The following is a 19,555-nucleotide window of genomic DNA, read 5'->3' on the forward strand; positions in this document are numbered from 1 at the left end:
GGGCAATATCTTGAGGAGCTAAACCTCCAACAGGTAGTTGCCCATTGTTTTACAGAACATGTTCTACCTGATAAAAAAATAAATAATTACCGCTATTAATCTTCTTGGCTAACGTGGCATGTAAAACTGCTAAAAAACACTAAGCTTGAAAATTCAATTCTAAACAAGATTGATAAGGAACGTGGGGAACCGCATACAATAGCTGCCCCACAACTTTACATTATAGATCTTGCTCCTTTTCAGTTTTGCGGTAATTGCAGTAGAGGTTCTACCTGCTCAGCACAAAAATAAATTAGTACAGAAATTCAAAAAACTGATGAATAAACAGAATTGGCACTCGAACGGCTTTGCACTTATGATGGGACTGATGCTCCTATTAACAGTACCTGCTTTGGCGCAAGACAAACAGAAGGCGAAAGAAGAGGAAGCCGCCTACACTGAAGTGGTAAAGGAGCGCGCTGAAAAAATAGTAGTTACTTTGGGAGTTACTGACCCATCCCAGGGCATTCGTGTACGGGATATTATAGCGCAGCAGTACCGCAACCTGCGAGACATCCAGGGCAGCCGTGACGCCGAAATCGAAAAAGCAAAAAAAAAAGCTGGCGATAACAAAGAGGCCACCGCTAAACGCACAAAAGCAATAGAACAGAAGACCGATGCCAAAATAGCCAGACTGCACACCAAATACTTGTCAAGGCTGTCTGCTGAACTTTCTGCTGAGCAGGTAGAGCAGGTGAAAGATGGGATGACCTATAATGTTGTTCCTATCACCTACCGCAACTATTTGTTGATGCTGCCCTATTTATCCGGTGAGCAACAGGAGACGATCAAATCCTTCCTAGTGGAGGCAAGGGAATACGCCATGGATGGTGGATCATCCAAAGAAAAGCATGCATGGTTTGGAAATTACAAAGGCAAAATAACAAACTATCTAGCCGCGCAGGGGTTCGATCTGAAGAAAGAAGGAGCCAACTGGGCCGAGCGCAGGAATACAAATTCAGATGTCTTGGAAATTGCCCAATCCAATCGTGTTGCCGGAACATTGCGCCTTACAGACGACATTCAGAAAGAACATGTGCGGAATTTGATTGCCCTTCAGTATCAACGGGTACAGGAGATTCAAGAGGAAAGGGATGCTAAAATGGATGCCACAACCCAGCTTCCGAAAAGCAAGGAGGAAAGGGATAAAGAAGCTGCTGATATTTGGGCTAAGTATCAGGTTTACTTTGCTAGCCAACGTAATTTATTTTTTCAGACTCTTTCCGCTTTTATTGACTCCAGTCAGGTTGAAACCGTGAAAAATGAGATGACAGATAACAGGCTGCAGGAGGAGTATTCGCATTTTTTGGCTCTATTACCTGGCCTCAAAGATGACCAGAAGAAGCAGGTTTATAGTTACCTGCTGGAAGCGCGGGACAATGCCATGAATGTGTTAGACGAGAAGGGCAGACTTAATTGGTTCATAAAGTTCAGGGGAAGAGCGAACAACTATTTATCTAGAGAGGGATACAACCTGCGGAAGGCTACGGAGGATCTGGAAAAAAGGCTTTTTGTAGAAAGGGAAGGGCAGCAATAAAGCAATCGAAGAAGCAGCACACCTCACAATTGTCAATAGCCGTATCAGCCCTACAAACAACATAATTGATTATTCTATATGTTTTTTACATTTCCGGGGATACCATGTTAAGCGTAAATGTTGCCCGGTTTAGATGGCTTTATTATACACAGGTAAAATTTATAAACTAATGGAACATTCTGTTAAGAATTAAACGAAAATGAAAAGATCCTACCAAATTGCCACCGCGAGCTTGCTTTTACTTGCTTCTTTATTTCCAGGTGTAGACGCAAATGCGCAGAAAGGCAAGATTGCCGCCGGGCAATCTGAACCCGGACAAATACCTCCACACCCACCGCGATTGCCCGAAGCTGCTATTCCTGCATTTCCAGGAGCATGGGGAGGAGGCATGTTTACCACCGGAGGGCGCGGAGGCAAAGTTATTGCCGTCACAAATCTCAACGACAGCGGTTCGGGTAGCCTGCGTGCTGCATTAGAAACAAAAGGGCCACGTATTATTGTATTTCGTGTGGCTGGCACGCTCAAAGTCAATGGAGATCTTAATATCGATCATCCTGACATCACCATTGCAGGCCAGTCCGCTCCGGGCGATGGTATTTGTATTGCCGGTACACTAAATATCAACACGCACAATGTGATCATCCGCCACCTGCGTGTGCGCCGTGGCATTCCTTCCGGAGGACAAGGGGATGATAATATAGGAGGGAATCCGCACCATCATATCATCATCGACCATTGTTCTACAAGCTGGGGAATGGACGAAAACATTTCGCTTTACCGGCACATGAGACCATCGCTGGACGGCAGCACGCGAATAAAAGATCCCGCAGAGCATATTACCGTTCAATGGACTATTTCCAGCGAAGCGCTCGATGCCAGAGGCCATGCTTTCGGTGGCACCTGGGGAGGAAACCCCTCTACCTTCCATCACAACCTCTTCGCCAGCAACACGGCTCGGAATCCATCGATAGGTATGTCAGGGCCATTTGATTTCCGCTACAATGTTGTTTTCAACTGGCAGCACCGTTCAATAGATGGTGGAGACGAAACTTCTATGGTCAATCTCATCAACAATTATTTCAAACCGGGGCCTGCTACAAATGAAAATATGCGCGCGGTCTTTGCCCGCATCGAAGAACGTAGTATGTACTCTCCCGGTAGTGCATGGGCCGAAGGTGACTGGTACGCTAAAGCAGCCAACCGCCCAGGCAAATGGTATGCTGCCGGCAATACGATGCACGACAACAAAGATGTAACCAACAACAACTGGGCTGGTATGCGCGGACCCGAGAACCTCGCCCGTGTGAATACCCCGTTCGAAGGATGGCCAGTGGCACCACACCAGACAGCCGAAGTCGCTTTTGAGTCTGTATTAGCGAAGGCCGGAGCTACTTTACCCAAACGTGATGCTGTGGACACCCGGGTTACAGAAATGGTGCGCACTGGAAAACCGATGACTAAAACCGGTATCATTAAAGACGTATCCGAAGTCGGAGGTTATCCAAACCTGACATACGATCCTGGCAAGGTACCTGTTGATAGCGATGGCGATGGCATGCCTGACGATTGGGAAATCAAATACAAGCTTGATCCTAAAAATCCCAAAGATGGCGCGATAGATTCTGACGGCGATGGATATACCAATGTTGAAGAATACCTGAATGGTACTAATCCTCAGGAAAAAATCAATTACCGCAATCTCGGCAACAACGTCGATACGATTAGTTAAGCACCTTACTTTGAAAAAATCAGAGTCCAGAAATTCTTGAAGAAGAATGTTCTGAATTAGACAGCTTAGCAAGCTCAATCTCAAAAAGAGGTTGGGCTTTGCCTTAAGATACAACCCTGTCATTACCAAGAACCAAGAAATGTATCATGCTGCGGGGCATCCGCCCGACTAACCACGCCTTAGCGGCCTCAATTAGTTTCATATAGTTCTGCGGATACAGGTCTCTCATATTCTTATGATGGATCGTTATTATGTTCTGCAAAGTGTGTTTCAACCATTGCAGCAACAGCTAAGCCTGCACCGGAAGGCATTTTTTATTAGAATAATTGGCAAGATTAAACAAAAATCAGAAAAGAATTCCTCAGCAAAAAGTTCGCTTCTAATTCAAAAAACCTTACTGATCCTTCCATCCTAAAAATCCTTGAGGTAAGGGCTTACTTAAAATTTCAGACAAAAAATATCTCGGCAAAAGCAGCAGCAGAAGATGTATCCGGAGGCCGGTTTCTACTAAAATAATTCGGAATTCTAATCAATTGCATCTTCTTATCCTAATCCGACAAGACTTACTTGAATGTATTTAATCATGATAAAAAGTGTCTGATTTCACAGTCGGCAAAAAAGCGTATCGAAGCCTATCTGCTTGTTCTTTTGCAGTTAGGTAGCTTGATTAAACCAGGCAGTTATTTTTAACTGATGACTTAGTAAGTACAAGACGGCATGAAATAGATTCTTCGACAATCGAAAACCTCCGCCCCCAGCTCAGAATGACTGTGAAAATCTCTCAAAATTGCATGGTCCTTACCTCCCACCACCAAGCAAATCTCAAAAAGAATTCCGATTTTTGAGGTGTGATGCCAACTTCAGACCTGTTCCAGAACCTGCCCGACCTGCCCGTAAAAGAAGCCCTGTCCCGGCTGCTGCAGGCGCTCGACACCACCGAACGTGCTGTGCTCGAAGCGCCTCCGGGTGCCGGTAAAACCACCCTGGTGCCGCTGGCCCTGCTGGAGTCGGCTTGGCGAAACGATGGAAAAATACTGGTGCTGGAGCCACGAAGGCTGGCTGCCAGAGCCGCGGCACAACGCATGGCCGACTTGCTAAATGAACCGGTTGGTCAAACAGTAGGCTATTGGGTTCGTATGGAACGTGCCGTTTCTAAAAAGACCAGAATCGAAGTCGTAACCGAAGGCATCCTGACGCGCCTGCTGCAGGAAGACCCGGCACTGGAAGGTGTTGCCGCCATCATTTTCGATGAATTTCATGAGCGGAGCCTGCACGCCGACTTGGGTTTGGCCCTGGCCCTCGATGCGCAGGCCGTATTGCGCCCCGACCTGCGCCTGCTCGTTATGAGCGCCACGCTCGATGCCGCCGCCATTGGCAACTGGCTAGAAGCACCCGTTATCCGGAGCGAGGGGCGCCTTTACCCGGTCGAAACGCAATACCTCTCTCCTGCCGAAGTGGCTGCTGCCGGCACAAGACCTGCCCAACGCCTGACCAACCTGGTACCGAAAGCCATCAGGCAAGCACTAGCAAAAGAACAGGAAGGCGATATCTTAGTCTTTTTACCGGGAATGGGCGAAATGCGCCGGGTGGCAGAGCAGCTGGAAGAAAAATTACCGACCAACACCGATCTGCACCTGCTGCACGGCGACCTGAGCCTCTCGAAACAGTTAGCTGCCATACAACCGGCCCCTAAAGGCAGACGCAAAATCGTATTGGCTACCAGCATTGCTGAAACAAGCTTAACCATAGAAGGTGTAAAAGTTGTAATTGATGGCGGCTTTGCCCGTGCGCCTAAATTTATGCCTCGCACCAGCCTCACCACGCTTGTTACAGAACCTGTCTCGCAGGCGGCTGCCGACCAGCGTCGTGGCCGTGCCGGGCGTTTGGGGCCCGGTGTCTGCTACCGCCTCTGGACACTGGCCGACCAGCAGCAGCTGCCGCTCCGGCAAGACCCCGAAATCTGCGAAGCCGACCTGAGCAGCCTGGCCCTGGAACTGGCACTCTGGGGAGCAAAAGAGGCATCGGACCTGAAGTGGCTCGACACACCGCCTGCAGCTGCCATGGCGCTGGCACAAGACCTGCTGCGCCGCCTCGAAGCCATTGACACGATTGGCAACCCCACGGCACATGGCAAAGCGCTGGCTTCGCTGGGCTTGCACCCGCGCCTGGGCCACCTGGTTATGCGCGGGCACGAACTTGGCTTCGGTACCACCGCCTGTAACCTGGCTGCCTTGCTCTCGGAACGCGATGTTCTAAAACCCATGGATTTTTCAAACGTAAACGGCCTACCGGACCTACACCTGCGCCTGGAGCTACTGGCAGGTAAGCGACCGCATACACCAGGCTTCACGGCGGATGAGAACACGCTACGGCGGGTGCGGGAGCAGGCACGTAATCTGCGTCAGCGCATGCGCCTGCCGGATAGCCCGTCGCAGCCGGAGGCGGTAGGGCTCCTCACCGCCCTAGCCTACCCCGACAGGTTGGCACAACGGGAATCATCCGGGCGTTTGCGGCTTATAACTGGTCAGCGGGCTGCTTTGCCAACAGAGCTCTTTGCCGAAGAAACTTTTTACGCCGTGGCGCACCTCGACCTAAGCAGGCAGCCACGTGTGCTGCTGGCTGCCCCTGTTGCCAAAGCCGACATCCTGACCCATTTCGCGCAGCAACTGGAGAAGCTGCAGGAAGTCCGTTGGGATGCTGCCACAGAACGGGTGGTTGCCAGGCAGTTTACCCGATTAGGTGCCTTGGTTTTAGAAGAAACTGCCCTCGCTCAACCAGACCAGGAACTGGTGGCAATAGCATTGCTGCAAGCCCTGCTGGAAAAAGGAATTGATCGGCTACCCTGGTCGGAGCTGGCAAAAAATACCCGACAGCGGCTGGCTTTCCTGCACCAGCTGGCACCGGAGCATTGGCCCGATGTATCGGAAGCAGCTTTGGTGGTTTCTGCTGAGGACTGGCTTCTGCCGCACCTGCTGGGCCTGCGCTCGCTGGAGCAGGTGGCAAGACTAGATTTTAATGAGATGCTGCTGGCTGATTTATCTTGGGAGCAGCGGCAGGAAATGGACCGGCTTGCGCCATCGCACCTGCAGGTGCCCAGCGGCTCCCGCATCGCCCTCGACTATTCTGATGTTACCACGCCAGTGCTGGCGGTGCGCCTGCAGGAAGTTTTCGGAATGCTCGACACGCCCCGGATTGGCGGTGGCAAAGTACCACTGCTCATTCACCTGCTCTCTCCTGCCTCCCGCCCTGTACAGGTTACCCGCGACCTGCGCAGCTTCTGGACCACCGGCTACTTCGACGTGCGCAAAGACCTCCGCGGCCGCTACCCTAAACACCACTGGCCCGATGATCCACTTTCTGCCACACCCATCCGAGGTACTAAGAAAAGACCAAATCCGCTTAATTGAGTTAAGAGTTATGAGTTATGAGTTAAAAGTTGATGTCGCTACTCTGCCTTTTTCAGCTGGTACTTTTTCTGCAGCTCGCACCCTTAGCATAAAATCAGACAAAATGCTTCTGGAGGGCAAAATCATTAGAAAAATCATAAGACTTATTATGCTTCTCAGGCTAGAACAACCTGCACCTGCAGTGCCTCGTTTTAGAGGCTATGAGCAGAGCATTTGTAAAAGAAGATGATGCAGGAGAACCGCCCCTGATCCCACCGCGAGCGGCATTGCCAGCGGGCATACCAAACTATGTAACACCGCGTGGCCTGGCCTTACTCAGAAAGGAGCTGGAGGAGTTGGAAACAGAGCGGACAAAAGTAGAAGCAAACCGCGAAGACGAAGCCAACAGATCCAGGCAACTGAGCATCCTGAACGGCAGGCGGAGCGATTTAAATGCCCGCATCGCCAGCGCAAAAGTAATTGAGCCACAGGAGCAGCAACCCGATGCAGTCCGGTTCGGAGCAACCGTTTCTCTTAAAACCATACGAGGGGGCAAACCCGGCACCACCCGAACATTTAAGATTGTAGGCGTAGACGAAGCTTCTGTAACAGATGGCTTAATAGCATTTGTTGCGCCCATTGCAAAAGCAGTTTCCGGCGCACGCGTAGGCCAGACAGTTACGTTACGGCTTGGCCGCTCCGAAGAAGAAGTGCAAGTAACCGCTATTGCCTACGAACAACAGGCTTGATATTAACCTCAGATTTATGTACCTAACTACATGACAACCCGAACTCACCCCGATACCCTTCTGCGGGAGCACCTGGTGGAGCTGCTAACTGGCGGATTCGCTCCAAACGTGATCCTGCTCCGTGCATTTGATTATAAAAAAGCCGCTATTCTGTTAGATGGGCTTCATTTTTCTGCCTGAATCTTACTGGGCCACTTGCGGACACGGCAGCAAACCCTGCTCCGGTTCATGCAGAACCCGCAGCAAAACCAGGAAGTCTGGCTTGATGTGCACTGGCCCGAAAACCACCAACCTGCCAGCGATGAGGAGTGGCAACAGGCCATCAGGGACTTCGAGAATGAACTTCAGGATAATTATAGCTGTTGTGCGGAACCCGGAACAGCAGCTGTTTGAAGTGCATCAAAATGGCAAAACCATTGCCTGGGCTGACATGACGGCGCTTCACCACAACAGCTACCACATCGGGCAGTTAAAAACAGTTGGCCGGCAGCTGGGGGTATGGTAAAAGTTGCATGAAGGTGTTATACTACAGCGTATTTATCATGTCCCAAAAATTTCCCCTCCCACTTTTAGTTTGTCATCATGTAAAGATCTTGGGGGCGAGAACCGTTAGCTTTGGTTGTGGAACGTTTGGTCTGCGGCCTTCTCTACCTGCTCTGGCGTTAGCTGATCCATCCATTAGCCGGAGGCGCCTTTTTTAAGGTGCTTCGGATTTTCTTTTTTCAGCGTGTCGAAGTGTATGGCTTTCTCCATTTCCTGCCGCTCGGTCTGGCTTAGCTCAACGCCAGGGTGCTGCAACAGCCGGTCCAGCTCCTCCTTAAAATCGAATAGGAAACCTTTGTAAAAAGCGATGTGGATGTTGTAGGGCTGACTCAGGCGCAGGTGATCGTACACGTGCCATACCCACTCGTGCAGCAGTTTATCGAAGTTTTTCTTCAGAAAAGCTTTTGGATCTTTCTCCTCCTGTGGGTACTATTTCAGCATATAAGCCGAGGTGTAATACTTAGCCGCCGATAGGGCACGGTCGCGCAGAATGTATACTTTCTTGTGGAAGTGGCTGAACAGTTCTCCGCTACTTTTGCAGATGGGCGAGCGTGTCCAGACGTGGTTGGTTTGAGAAAGGTAACTTTTCAGGTTCTCTACCGGCATCCTGAAAATACTGCTGATGCGGTAGCTGTAGTGCAGGTCTGCTATGTCCAGCGCATCGATGTCGGCCTGGCTCGGGAGTTCAGGTCCCAGGTTTTGGCTAGCTCATAAATTGGTTGCCGTTGAATAAAGCTGGTGGTGTCGTGGCCGGTTGTCTGAAATAGCTGCTGTAGTATTTGTTACAGCCAGAAGTTGCCGCACTTGGGGAGGCGCCTTGCAGTATTTTCATAGAGTACGACTAAAATATTATCTGCCTCCTATACGACTTCTTGCCGGGTTTTGGCGTACAAGGAGGCAATATTTCATTCAGAAGCTATCTTTATTCATGAGTAAACCCAAACGTAACGCCCATGCACTTCTTTTTCCCGCAACAATCGGAGGTTAGTTATGAAAAGCGAAAGCAACGGATGCAACAGGAGCCCCGGCTGGTGTGGTTCACAGGGCTATCGGGTTCGGGTAAAAGCAACTTGGCTTTGCAGTTGGAGTACTACCTGTTCCATAAAGGGTACAAAGTTTATCTGCTGGATGGCGACAATGTGCGAAACGGGTTAAACAAAGACCTCAGCTTTTCGGAACAGGATAGGAAAGAGAATCTGCGGCGTGTGGGAGAAGTAGCTAAACTCATGCTCGATGCTAGTTTAATTGTATTGTGCGCCTTTATTTCGCCTTACGAAGAAGAAAGAAACCTTATAAAACAGATTGCTTGAGAAATCAGAGTAACAGAAGTGTTTGTAGATTGCTCCCTGGAAGTATGCGAGCAGCGCGATACCAAAGGCCTTTCTGCGAAAGTCCGGAGCGGTCTTATTCCGCACTTCACCGGAAACAGCTCCCCTTACGAAGCACCTACAGCATCCGACCTGGAACTGCAGACAGATACCGAATCGATAGAGGAATCGCTACAGAAGCTCATTCGGCATGTGGAGCCACAACTCAGGCACCTGCAACTGCCACAGGCGGTTTTTTAATTTTGAATGAGTGAATGAGTGGGTGAATTATTCTAATGAAAATGGCCTTCTGAAGGATTTTAATAAGAAAACTGCCAAGGGTAAAAGAAAGACTTTAGTGTTTCCCTACATAACGATTTAAGGCTGGAGCTACGGCAACAGTCTGGGGTATTAGTCCTCTCACACCTCGTTCTTAATTTTAAGGTGCTGGTTTTAGAAAACTGTAATATTCTGATTATATTAGACTCTTAATATACTATCTGAACAGGGCAAACCAAAGCCATGTTAAAAGTAGCTTCACCTAAGTTTAAAACATTCATCATAAACTATGCTAAAAATCAAAAAATCCTACGGGATTCCGCTACTGGCCTCCTCCTTGTTATGGGTGACGGCCTGTAACAATTCAAAAGAAACCAGCCGGGAACTGAAGTCCGGTATTCTGGTAGCCAACATGGATACCACCGTAAACCCAGGCGACAACTTTACGGCGTTTGTAAACGGCAACTGGGCCAAAAATACCGAGATTCCAGCTGATAAATCGTCTTTTGGAGTTTTCCATATGCTGAACGATAAGGCTCAGGAAGATGTAAAAGTTATAATTGAAGAAGCTGCTTCCGGAAATTTTACCGATGGCTCAGACGAGCAGAAAATAGGCGATTTTTACGAATCTTATATGAACACCAAGGTGCGGGATTCTATTGGCTTAGCCCCTCTCGCAGCTGAGTTTAGTAAGATCGATGCCATTACCAATCAGAACCAACTGGCCGACTATTTTGCCTATGCTAACCGTTCGGGCAATATGGTTCCATTCAACATTGGCGTAATGGAAGATTTCAAAGATCCTACAAAATATATGCTCTACACCTGGCAAGGCGGCCTGGGCTTACCGGAGCGGGAGTATTATTTACAGAACGATGCTAAATCGAAAGACATCCGGGGAAAATATGTGAAGCACGTGGATAATATGCTCCGGATTGCCGGCATCGAAAACAGTGCTACGAAGGCTTCGCAGATTCTGGACCTGGAAACCAAGCTCGCCTCCCAGCACATGAAAAAAGAGGAAACCCGCAACATTGTAGGCCTCTATAACAAGTATGCGACCAAAGACCTGAAAACCCTGATGCCTGATTTTGACTGGAATACCATGCTGCAAAAAGCAGAGGTGCAGCAGGTAGACAGCATCGTGATTACACAGGTAAATTATACAAAGGCACTTAACAACATTGTAAAAAGCACGCCACTCGACACCTGGAAAAACTACCTGAAATGGAGCCTGGTGCACAGTTCTGCCACAGCTCTTAACTCAGAACTGGATCAGGAGCATTTCGATTTTTATAACAAAACACTGTATGGCACAAAAGAGCAACGTCCGCAATGGCGACGTGCGGTAGATGAGGTGAACAACAACCTGGGTGAGATTGTAGGTAAAGTCTACGTAAAAAAACACTTTCCGCCCGAAGCCAAAGAACGTATGCTCACGCTGGTCGACAACCTGCTGAAAGCTTACGAATCGAGTATTAAGGAGCTTGACTGGATGGGCGAAGACACTAAAAAGCAGGCGCTGGACAAGCTCAGCAAGTTTACGCCTAAAATCGGTTACCCAGACAAGTGGCGCGACTACTCCGACCTTAAAGTGGCCAAGAACGACCTGTATGGCAACATGGAACGTGCTACCGAGTTTGAGTACAAGCGCAATATAAACAAGCTTGGCAAACCAGTTGACCGGGACGAATGGATGATGACGCCACAAACGGTGAATGCCTATTATAACCCACCACTAAATGAGATTGTGTTTCCGGCTGCCATTCTGCAACCTCCTTTCTTCGATATGAGCGCCGAGGATGCCGTAAACTACGGTGCCATTGGCGGCGTAATTGGCCACGAGATTGGGCACGGATTCGACGACCAGGGAAGCACCTTTGATGGAGATGGCGTAATGCGAAACTGGTGGACAGAAAACGACCAGCAGGAATTTAAAAAGAGAACCGGTGCTCTGGTGTCTCAGTACAACGAGTTCAAGGTTTTTGATGACCTGAACGTAAATGGAGAATTTACTTTAGGCGAAAACATTGGCGACCTGGGTGGTTTAAGCATTGCCATGAAAGCCTACAAAAAAAGCCTGAATGGTAAAGAGGCCCCGGTTCTGGATGGTTATACTGGAGAGCAACGTGTGTTAATTGGCTGGGGCCAGGCATGGCTGAGCAAAGCCCGTGAAGAGTCGCTACGCAACCAGGTAAACACCGACCCGCACTCTCCTGCCGAATTTAGGGTAAATGGTGTCGTCCGCAACATTCCGGAATTCTATACGGCCTTTAATGTTAAACCAACCGACTCGCTTTACCTTGCTCCGGAGAAGCGCGTTAAGATCTGGTAACGATTATTTATCAGCTTAAATAACAGGACACAAGTATCACGACACAAGATTTATATTAATTCATTGCTCTGCTTATCAATGTTTTAAATGAAACAGATCCTATAAGATTGTATAAATATAAATTGTGCTGGTACTTATAAAAAAAGAACCTGTTCTTAATGGAACAGGTTCTTTTTTTATAAGTAGAATTTTTATCCTCGATTACCCTTCTCAGAAAGGAAAAATGAGTTGTGTAATCATCGATAGGTTTTGTTTGCTACTCTGCTTCAAAAGCTTGTCCTGGAATCTGGTGTTTCTACCAGTGTAGCATCTAAGCTGCTTACCGTTTCAGACTCATTGCTGTTCTCAATTTTAATAACCGGAACTGGCTCAGGCTCGGGCACAGGAACTGACTCAGGTTCTGGAGCTGCTTCCGGTATGGCCTTCATATTCTCAGTTTCTGACGGCGTTACCGTTGGGATGGTAAGGGGCTCCTCCACCGGCACATTAACCTGTTTCCTTTCTACACCTGAAACTGAGTCAGCAGGAGCGGTTTTTATTGGCTCGGCAGGTGAACCCGGAGTCGGAACAGCAGGAGAATTCAGACCGGCCTTAGATGCTTTCCGTTGCTCCTTTGCTGCCCTTTTCCTGGCTTTATCTTCTATTCGTTGCCGCTTTCCGCCAGTAGCAATGCCAAAACCCATCCCGAAGTAGAGGTCCGGGCCTACAGCTTTATTGCTCGAAAGAAGTGCATTCAGGTTATTGGAACCAACAGTAAACGGACCAAAACGTACCATGGCGCCAAGTGCCAGGTCGCGGTAGTTGTTGGTGAGGTAGACAGGTAGCGCTAACTCCAGTTTTCGCCCTTCCAGGCGTGGCGCAACGGCAAGCACAGAGTATTGGCGCATCCCTATTGCCTCTTTACCCCTGAGGTTCTGAAGAACAGCAGTATTTACAAACACGTTACGCGTTAGCCGGTAGTCGAAGTTGAGATGAAGAGCAGTAGGCAGGCCCGATACAATTTCTGTTTTACGCTCACTTGCCTGCACTTCAAGAGCCTCCTCTAATACTGGCCCCAGCTGGTTCACGTTTACACCTTCAAATGTGTAGCTGCCTATTGTTAAGTTCTGACGCGCAACTTCATACAGGCGCACCCCCGGCTCTTTGTAGGTTATGTTGCCAACATCTAACAAAGAGGCTCCAATGCGGTATTTGTACTTATTCTCTCCGTGGTCAGTTCGCTCTTTTCCATTAACTGTGTATTGATAGGCGGCATAATCAGGCCGGTGCTCATACGTAAAGCCAACGTCCATTCCCCAGCCAGAGCCAGGCATGCTGGTTCCTTTAAATGCATCTACTAAGTCTCTGACTTTTGTGCTATAATTGCTGCCGGAGTAGCCGAGGCTGGCTCTCCCCTGTTGAAACTGCATAACAGACTCGTCATATTGTGTTCGCTGCAGATTGTAGTTCGCCTCCGAAACCAGCAGGTGTGCTGTATGCATACCTGTTAACTTTTTGATAGTAACGCCTGCCTTCAGAAACCGTTGCTCCTGCGAATGAAGAACAAGGGCATAGGTAAAGCCTGTTTCTGTAAAGGCATTGGTGTTAAAATAGGCTTCGCTGTTTGTAAAAGGAGTGTTCTGTAATGCACTATTTCCTATGCCAAACCCGATAGCCCGGGCAAGGTCTTCAGAAACATTATTAGCGTGCGCAGCTCTTCTAAACCTGTTTGTTACGGCGATGCTGTGGCGTGAGCCGAGTTTGAGCATAACCGAAGGCAGACGCAGTTCTATACCGTAGTGCGCCATTTTATGTTTCCCGTCGAGCCGCTCCTGGAAATAAGACTGACTACCCAGCTCATCGCCCTCTACTACTTTTTTCCCACCATGCAGTAGAAGGCTTTTGAGTTGCACATTGGGTCCGGTATTATAAAAATAAGTGTTTGAAAATGTAAGGTGGCCAGCTGCCAGGTTAAGATGAAAACCATATCGCGAGTCGGCAATAGCGGAGGGATTAAGGAAGGTGGCATGGCTACCGGCAAAATTACTGCCTGCCATACCTAGTGTGTGTTGGCCCTGCATCCGGAAGGAAGGCAGCAGCAGTACTAACGAAAAAAGTATATATCGAATCATATAACGCGGCTTATGAAGTTGAGTAGGATACATGAGCAATCGAAAACTACTCACAGTCGTAATAAAATGAAGTGGTATTGGTAACAGGCGCGGCAGCATTTGTGGTACTGGTTCGGGTTAGCTGCAAAGGGTAACCTTGGCTATTGTATTCATATAAAAAGTCCGATACCGTTTCTGTAACTCTTCCGGAGGCAATGTCGGTGGTGGTAGTGGTCTGCCTTCGGTACATGTTCCTGTTATGAGCCACAGTTAACGACATAAACGCAATTTTTTCCTGCTCCTTACGCCGCTTGTTTTGCCGGTTCAGGTCAAACTCGTACACAATCACCTGCCGCATGGCAGAAGAAACATACGTGCGTTTAACATTATTACTTCCCTCCCATTCGTACTCAATCGTAAAGTTTAATGTAACTGCACCCGACCTTCTAGAAGAAGAGGTTAGCTTCTTCATCTGATTCTGTGCATTATATTCAATTATGTAATAGATTTCATCACCATTGGCGTAGGTAGAAGAAGACTTAATCCAATTCCCTTTCTCGTTATAGCTTATAATTTCAGGTGGAGACTCGTTGGAATTCTGCAGGTTGTAATATTGGTTTTCTATAACCTGGCCCTTGTCGTTGTAAAAGAACTGGTTGTAATACTGGATATTTCCATTTTGAAGTACATATATTTCAGAAAGCTGCTGGTTGTTATATTGCCTATCGATAGTAGAACCAGAATTATTTTCCTGCCTTACCTCAAGACAAACAGTTTGCCGAGGCCCCAAAACACCTTCCTCACAAGCTGTAAGCAACATGAGCAGTCCGAAAAGAAGAAAAAAATGTAAATTTTGTTTCATGAAGAAGTTATAAGTATTGTAAATTAATTTGGAGATGCTGTTATGAGTTATTTTGTAGTTCTTATACCTGCCGTGTTCTTATAAAGAACCTAGCATATCGAGGATTAAATGTATCTAAGAGCCGTTCCCAATTACTTAGAAACAGCAAAGCCCATTGCAATTCTAGTTTAGAGGCTTGCAGCAATACATTTCTATACAAAGAGGGCTTCGAATTGATTTAGCTCATTATTGATTTACTCTGAAAGATGGTTATTAAACTTCCGGCCTTAATAATATACTGAGCAAGTCAACGACTCTTAATTATTATATAATTTAAATATTTTGTACAAATATTTAAATTATTGCTGGCTACTACAATACCCAGTTCTGGGTATTTTCAATATTAAATTGTTTTAAACAGGAAGAGCTTAGAATTAAGTTTCTGATCAGACTCCATATACTTACCTCTTGTTACAGGTTAGACGTGGAGTTACTACCTTTGCTTGGAGACCTTTTTAAGGCAGATTTAATTTAATACTTACATTTGACTAAGATGGAACGACGTATATTTGACGCCTCCTTCAAACGGATGGCGATTGACCTTTCCTATGCGATGGGATCAGTAAAAGAGGTAGCCGAGGAGTTAGGAATCGATCCTGCCCGGCTGAGCAAATGGCGGCAGAAGGAAAGTTCGCCATCAGGTAACTGACACCTTGCCAGTATGAAAACCTGTTATTCGACCAAGCTGTGGCTGCCTAAAAAAGTCTCCGAAAAACATTGCAATTCCTCAAGGGTAGTTGCTGGTTTTCCTGAAATGGTTCTAAACTGTTCTTCTGCGACGCCCATAATTCGCTCGCAGGAGCTGCGAGGTCTTTGCTGCTCTTCTGCAGAACAACAAATAAACCATGTAAGCTATCAGCAATTATTCCAATAAAAATGGCCTTCAAAAGTATTTCAGCCTGTTTTGCCTCAAGGGTCCAGTGGCCTGAATTCTGCTATTTTACCTGCTTCACATCCAGTGTTCCCACCTTGGGCAGAATCTGGATGATGAAACGGCGGTCGCGTTCGTCGCCTGTTCTGCCTGCTCCTTCAAAACCACTGCCGGAGGCGATGAGCTCAATCTTGTCTTCGGGTAGTTTAATGCCGGCACTGCGCCAGAACTTTAGCAGCGCAAGGGCTCTGCGGTAGCTCAGTTCCAGGGCATAGTCGCGCTCGGTTATGTTGCGGAGGTCACCTTTAGGGTAGCTGGCAGCGCGGCCGTCAATCACGATCAGGTACTTTACATCGTCATCCTCAATGGAGTTCAGCACCTGACTCAGTTCCTCTCCTGCTCGGCGCAAAGGTGCCAGCGCCACCTGCGGTATTTCGGCGCGGCTAGGCTCGAACAGCACGTTTACCAGCAACTCGTGACGCTTGTACTTTTCGTTGTACTGAAAATACTTGGCATCGAGGCGCGACAGGGCGGCTTTAATTTCATCGAGCTTTTTCTTTTCCTCCAGTTGTACCTCCAGGCGGGCAAGCGTGTTGCGGTTTTCGTAGTCTTTGCTCTGGAACATTTTAAAACTTAGCACAAACAGCACCAGCATTACGATGAAAAGCACCGTCATGAGGTCCACGTAGCTGGGCCAGAAAAAGTCTCTGTTCTCTTTGCTCATGCGCCTGCCTGGTTAACCAACTCTGCGATTGCTGCTGCTGTTGCCTCCAAAAATCTTCTGGAAAGCAGCCTTCACTGGTCCTGGTTCTGCACTTTTCACCAGGAAAGCATTCAGTTCCCGTAGCTGCTGGAGCATCTGCTGCTGAACCTGGGAGTCAGTTTCCAGTTTCTGAAGGAGTCGTTCGTTTGTAACACCAATATTGTCGGAAAGCTGCCGCTGCTGGGTGTTCAGGTTGTTTTGCTGCTGGTTCAGGTTTTCGAAAGGCCGCATATAATCTACAATGCGCTGGTATACGTTGTCTTCGTTTAGCAGCCTGAAATGCTCCTGCCATTTGGCGTAGGCATTCTGTGCATCCCGCTCCTGGTGTTGCAGGCGCGCTTCCATCAGGTCGGTGAGTTTAAGAGCGGCTTTATCGAAATACTGTTCGGTGCGGCTGGCGATGTCGGTTAGTTCCTGCTCGTGCCTGCCAAAAAAGTTGATCTGCCGCTGTATGGATTCGTCGTGTTTCTGGAGGTAACCCGGCACTTGGTCAAAGCCATCCTGCAGGCTTGTGAGCCGCGAGAGCACCTGCTCTATGTTGTTCGTGAGCGCAGCACCTTTCTCCACCGACTGATTCAGGGCCTCCTGGTATTTCATAAAGTTCATGAAGAGCTTTTCGCTTTCCTTAATCTTATCAAACACCATCATGTTGGCATTTGCCATTTGCGTAAAGCCAATCTCATCCAGCTTCTGAATAAACTCCTTCTGCACACTGATGTTCTCGGTCAGGCTATCTACAATGGGCCGGAAACCTAAAATTTTATCCAGGAAATCTTTGTTGAACGAATCGAGTACCGACTTCAGGTTGCCAAGGCTGGCGGCCATGTCGGAGTTGAGCTTGGGCAGCAAGTTGGTCTGCAGAAAGGTGTAGTAGGTGTTTTTCTGCATGTCGCGCTTGCTGCGGGCATTTTTGAGCGCCTGGTTCCCCATCAGCGTGAGCAGAAGCCCCAGAAAGCTACCGGCCATGGCAATTAACACACCAAACAGGAACGACGGAATGTTCTGATCTGTAATGAAAGGAGAGAGTGTTTCAACACCCTCTGCTGCCTCTGGTGCCCGGAGGCCACTCCATACCAGGCTCGACAAGCCAATGATTACCCCCGAAAAAGTACCCAGCAAACCTACATACAACGGTGTGGCAATTGTAGCCTGTACCTCTGCATCCAACGACTCCGAGTGCCGCTCCGACACATCTTTCAATATTTCGAAATCAGCGGCGGCTCCTTTGTTGCGTTTCAAGTACTCGTTGGTGCTCCTGATAATTTTGCTGAAAGTAGGTGATGGGTTGCTTACCTCCAGCAAATCGAAGGCGACTGGCTCTTGGTTAAGACCTGCTGCCTCAGTGGGTGTTGGAGGCTGCTGACCGGTAGCATCCGGGAAAAGAATCTTTCCATCTTCGAGCAGCTTCCGCAGCCTGTCTTTTGCCACATTGTACTGCTGCACCGCCTCCCCGTTCCGGGCATCAATCCGGACTTCATCTTTTTCAACTTTAATTGCCCTGATGAGCACCGGGTTAAGCAGCGAGTATTCTTTAAACGGCTTGCCCGCCAGCAGTTCTTCCCACTGCTGATTGACAGAGATTCCACTCACAGCGCCAGCACCTTCGCCTGGCGTAAACACACTTTCTTTTAAAGCCAACTGGTGCTCCGAAGGGTACAGCTCCTCAATCGCCCTGATCTTCAGTTTGTTCCCTTTGTACACGTACAACTGGTACCCCAGAATAATCAGGATTAAAATACTTTCAATGAGAAATATACCTTCCATGGCTTTTAAATTTTGAATGAGTGGATGAGTGGATATTAGATTTGAAAATTTGAAGATTTGGAAATTCTTAAATCTTCAAATCACATCTCTACTCTTTCATAATGTAAGAATTCATTCATCCATTTAATCACTCTTTCAAAGTTGTAATTCACTCATCCACTCATTCAAAATTAAAACGAAGTGTCTTATCTGAAATCGATTTTTGCTTTTTCCTGAATTCTCCACCCATTACCGACTCTGGCCAGAATGCCATCGTCTTGCAGTACCACCTGGCTTACTTTGCGGTTAGAGGGTTTTTCGAAGCTGAAGGCATTCTCCAGCCGGTCAATTCCCTGAGAGATAACGAAGGCCTGGTTACCTGACAGGTTGAAGCGGTAACGGGTAGTGTTGCTGTTGCCATCTTGCGGCGTGTCTACTTCCAGGTAGCTGTCGGAGTCGGGTTGCTGCTGCAGTTGGTGCTGCTTTATAACACCGTCTTCCGGAATAATGGCATATTGCCTGGTGGCTCTTGCCGGCTTGCGCTCCTGTTGCTGCTCCCGCTGCTCTTTACGCTCCGGCTGTTGCTCCCGCTGGTCTCTAAGCTCCGGCTCTGCCCGCTCCTGCTGCTGATTCCGCTGGTTTCGCCTTTCCAACTCCGGCTCTGTACGGTCCGGCTGTTGCTCCCGCTGGTTTCTTCGTTCCCGCTGCTCGCCCTGCTGCCCTCTTGGCTCCCGCTGTTCGCGTGGTTCGCGCTGTTCTCTGTGCTGGGCCCTTGGAGAACTGGCAATATTTATTTCTGCAGCACCAGGCTCATCGCTTGCCACACTACGTGACCGCTGTTGCGGTGCTTGCTGCTCTGGCTGGTCGTTTTGCTGCGGTTTTTTAAACTCGTTGCGTCTTTTGGGCTGTCGGGCCTGCTGTGTCTCCTGCTGCGCATCAGCGGTTCTGCCAGGAACGGTTGTCATCACGCGTGAAGTCTGCTGTACAGGTTTAGCCGCAGGAGCAGACTCCTGGCGCTTGCCACCCCCTCTGCTGGCCATTCCACGGATCTCGCTCAGCTGATGCTCCAGAATACTGTTGCGGTCTTTCAGCCGCTCCAGTTTACCAGATAAAGCTCTGTTGTAAGTATTTACTTTGAGTAAGGCTACAACAGCCACTAAAACAGCTATAATGCTCACTATAATCGATGCGTATTCCATACACCACTTGCTTAGTTATGAAGTTTATTTTCTAAAAAGGCCACATGTGAAAGCGCTACCAATTAGCTGGTTGCCACTCGTGCC

16 protein-coding genes and 1 pseudogene are annotated in these 19,555 nt (G+C 48.3%); 9 read left to right on the plus strand and 8 right to left on the minus strand.

Annotated elements, in window-relative coordinates; genetic code table 11:
* The first annotated feature begins 229 nt into the window (after positions 1–229).
* The 6 genes from FVR03_RS24270 (at position 230) to FVR03_RS24915 (ending at position 7,945) form a co-directional block, all read left to right on the plus strand.
* Positions 230–1,576: a DUF3826 domain-containing protein gene (locus tag FVR03_RS24270; protein ID WP_187270044.1), complete on the plus strand. Its 1,347-nt coding sequence runs from the start codon at positions 230–232 to the stop codon at positions 1,574–1,576.
* A 199-nt stretch (positions 1,577–1,775) separates the two neighbouring features.
* Positions 1,776–3,305, plus strand: coding sequence for a pectate lyase family protein (locus FVR03_RS05075; RefSeq protein WP_147920682.1), 1,530 nt, complete (start codon positions 1,776–1,778; stop codon positions 3,303–3,305).
* An 851-nt stretch (positions 3,306–4,156) separates the two neighbouring features.
* Complete coding sequence (gene hrpB, locus FVR03_RS05085) at positions 4,157–6,712, plus strand: ATP-dependent helicase HrpB (protein WP_147920712.1); 2,556 nt, start codon at positions 4,157–4,159, stop codon at positions 6,710–6,712.
* 200 nt (positions 6,713–6,912) lie between these two features.
* Positions 6,913–7,440 carry a GreA/GreB family elongation factor gene (locus FVR03_RS05090; protein ID WP_147920684.1) on the plus strand — a complete coding sequence of 176 codons (528 nt, stop codon included), beginning with the start codon at positions 6,913–6,915 and terminating at the stop codon, positions 7,438–7,440.
* 30 nt (positions 7,441–7,470) lie between these two features.
* Positions 7,471–7,620, plus strand: coding sequence for a hypothetical protein (locus FVR03_RS24910; RefSeq protein WP_255474063.1), 150 nt, complete (start codon positions 7,471–7,473; stop codon positions 7,618–7,620).
* 157 nt (positions 7,621–7,777) lie between these two features.
* Complete coding sequence (locus FVR03_RS24915) at positions 7,778–7,945, plus strand: hypothetical protein (protein ID WP_255474064.1); 168 nt, start codon at positions 7,778–7,780, stop codon at positions 7,943–7,945.
* A gap of 173 nt (positions 7,946–8,118) precedes the next feature.
* Here FVR03_RS24915 and FVR03_RS24275 read toward each other — a convergent pair whose 3' ends face one another.
* The 3 genes from FVR03_RS24275 to FVR03_RS24920 form a co-directional block, all read right to left on the minus strand.
* The gene (locus tag FVR03_RS24275) at positions 8,119–8,334 is read right to left on the minus strand and encodes a hypothetical protein (RefSeq protein ID WP_187270045.1); all 216 of its coding nucleotides are present in this window, start codon (positions 8,332–8,334) and stop codon (positions 8,119–8,121) included.
* A 78-nt stretch (positions 8,335–8,412) separates the two neighbouring features.
* A complete protein-coding gene (locus FVR03_RS24280; protein ID WP_187270046.1) occupies positions 8,413–8,589 on the minus strand; it encodes a hypothetical protein in 177 nt (58 codons plus the stop codon).
* A 97-nt stretch (positions 8,590–8,686) separates the two neighbouring features.
* Entirely contained in the window at positions 8,687–8,815 is a 129-nt protein-coding gene (locus FVR03_RS24920; RefSeq protein WP_255474065.1) for a hypothetical protein, read from the minus strand.
* A 178-nt stretch (positions 8,816–8,993) separates the two neighbouring features.
* Between FVR03_RS24920 and cysC the strand changes: the two are divergent.
* Positions 8,994–9,551 (plus strand): annotated as a pseudogene (gene cysC / locus FVR03_RS05105) (adenylyl-sulfate kinase).
* Between the two features lie 307 nt (positions 9,552–9,858).
* Positions 9,859–11,904, plus strand: a complete 2,046-nt coding sequence (locus tag FVR03_RS05110; RefSeq protein ID WP_147920685.1) for a M13 family metallopeptidase — start codon at positions 9,859–9,861, stop codon at positions 11,902–11,904.
* A 266-nt stretch (positions 11,905–12,170) separates the two neighbouring features.
* Here FVR03_RS05110 and FVR03_RS05115 read toward each other — a convergent pair whose 3' ends face one another.
* Both FVR03_RS05115 and FVR03_RS05120 read right to left on the minus strand, forming a co-directional pair.
* Positions 12,171–14,015, minus strand: a complete 1,845-nt coding sequence (locus FVR03_RS05115) for a DUF5723 family protein (RefSeq protein ID WP_147920686.1) — start codon at positions 14,013–14,015, stop codon at positions 12,171–12,173.
* Between the two features lie 46 nt (positions 14,016–14,061).
* A complete protein-coding gene (locus FVR03_RS05120; RefSeq protein ID WP_147920687.1) occupies positions 14,062–14,856 on the minus strand; it encodes a hypothetical protein in 795 nt (264 codons plus the stop codon).
* Positions 14,857–15,388: 532 nt separating this feature from the next.
* Here FVR03_RS05120 and FVR03_RS05125 point away from each other — a divergent pair.
* Positions 15,389–15,544, plus strand: a complete 156-nt coding sequence (locus FVR03_RS05125) for a transposase (RefSeq protein WP_147920688.1) — start codon at positions 15,389–15,391, stop codon at positions 15,542–15,544.
* A 286-nt stretch (positions 15,545–15,830) separates the two neighbouring features.
* On the opposite strand, the gene FVR03_RS05130 is transcribed toward FVR03_RS05125, so the two are convergent.
* The 3 genes from FVR03_RS05130 to FVR03_RS05140 form a co-directional block, all read right to left on the minus strand.
* On the minus strand, positions 15,831–16,490 hold the full coding sequence (locus tag FVR03_RS05130) for an OmpA family protein (RefSeq protein ID WP_147920689.1): 660 nt from the start codon (positions 16,488–16,490) through the stop codon (positions 15,831–15,833).
* Positions 16,491–16,502: 12 nt separating this feature from the next.
* The gene (locus tag FVR03_RS05135) at positions 16,503–18,293 is read right to left on the minus strand and encodes a hypothetical protein (RefSeq protein WP_147920690.1); all 1,791 of its coding nucleotides are present in this window, start codon (positions 18,291–18,293) and stop codon (positions 16,503–16,505) included.
* A 185-nt stretch (positions 18,294–18,478) separates the two neighbouring features.
* Entirely contained in the window at positions 18,479–19,471 is a 993-nt protein-coding gene (locus tag FVR03_RS05140) for a hypothetical protein (RefSeq protein WP_147920691.1), read from the minus strand.
* Between the last annotated feature and the right edge of the window lie 84 nt (positions 19,472–19,555).

Source organism: Pontibacter qinzhouensis, assembly GCF_008017455.1.
Taxonomy (GTDB): Bacteria; Bacteroidota; Bacteroidia; order Cytophagales; family Hymenobacteraceae; genus Pontibacter; species Pontibacter qinzhouensis.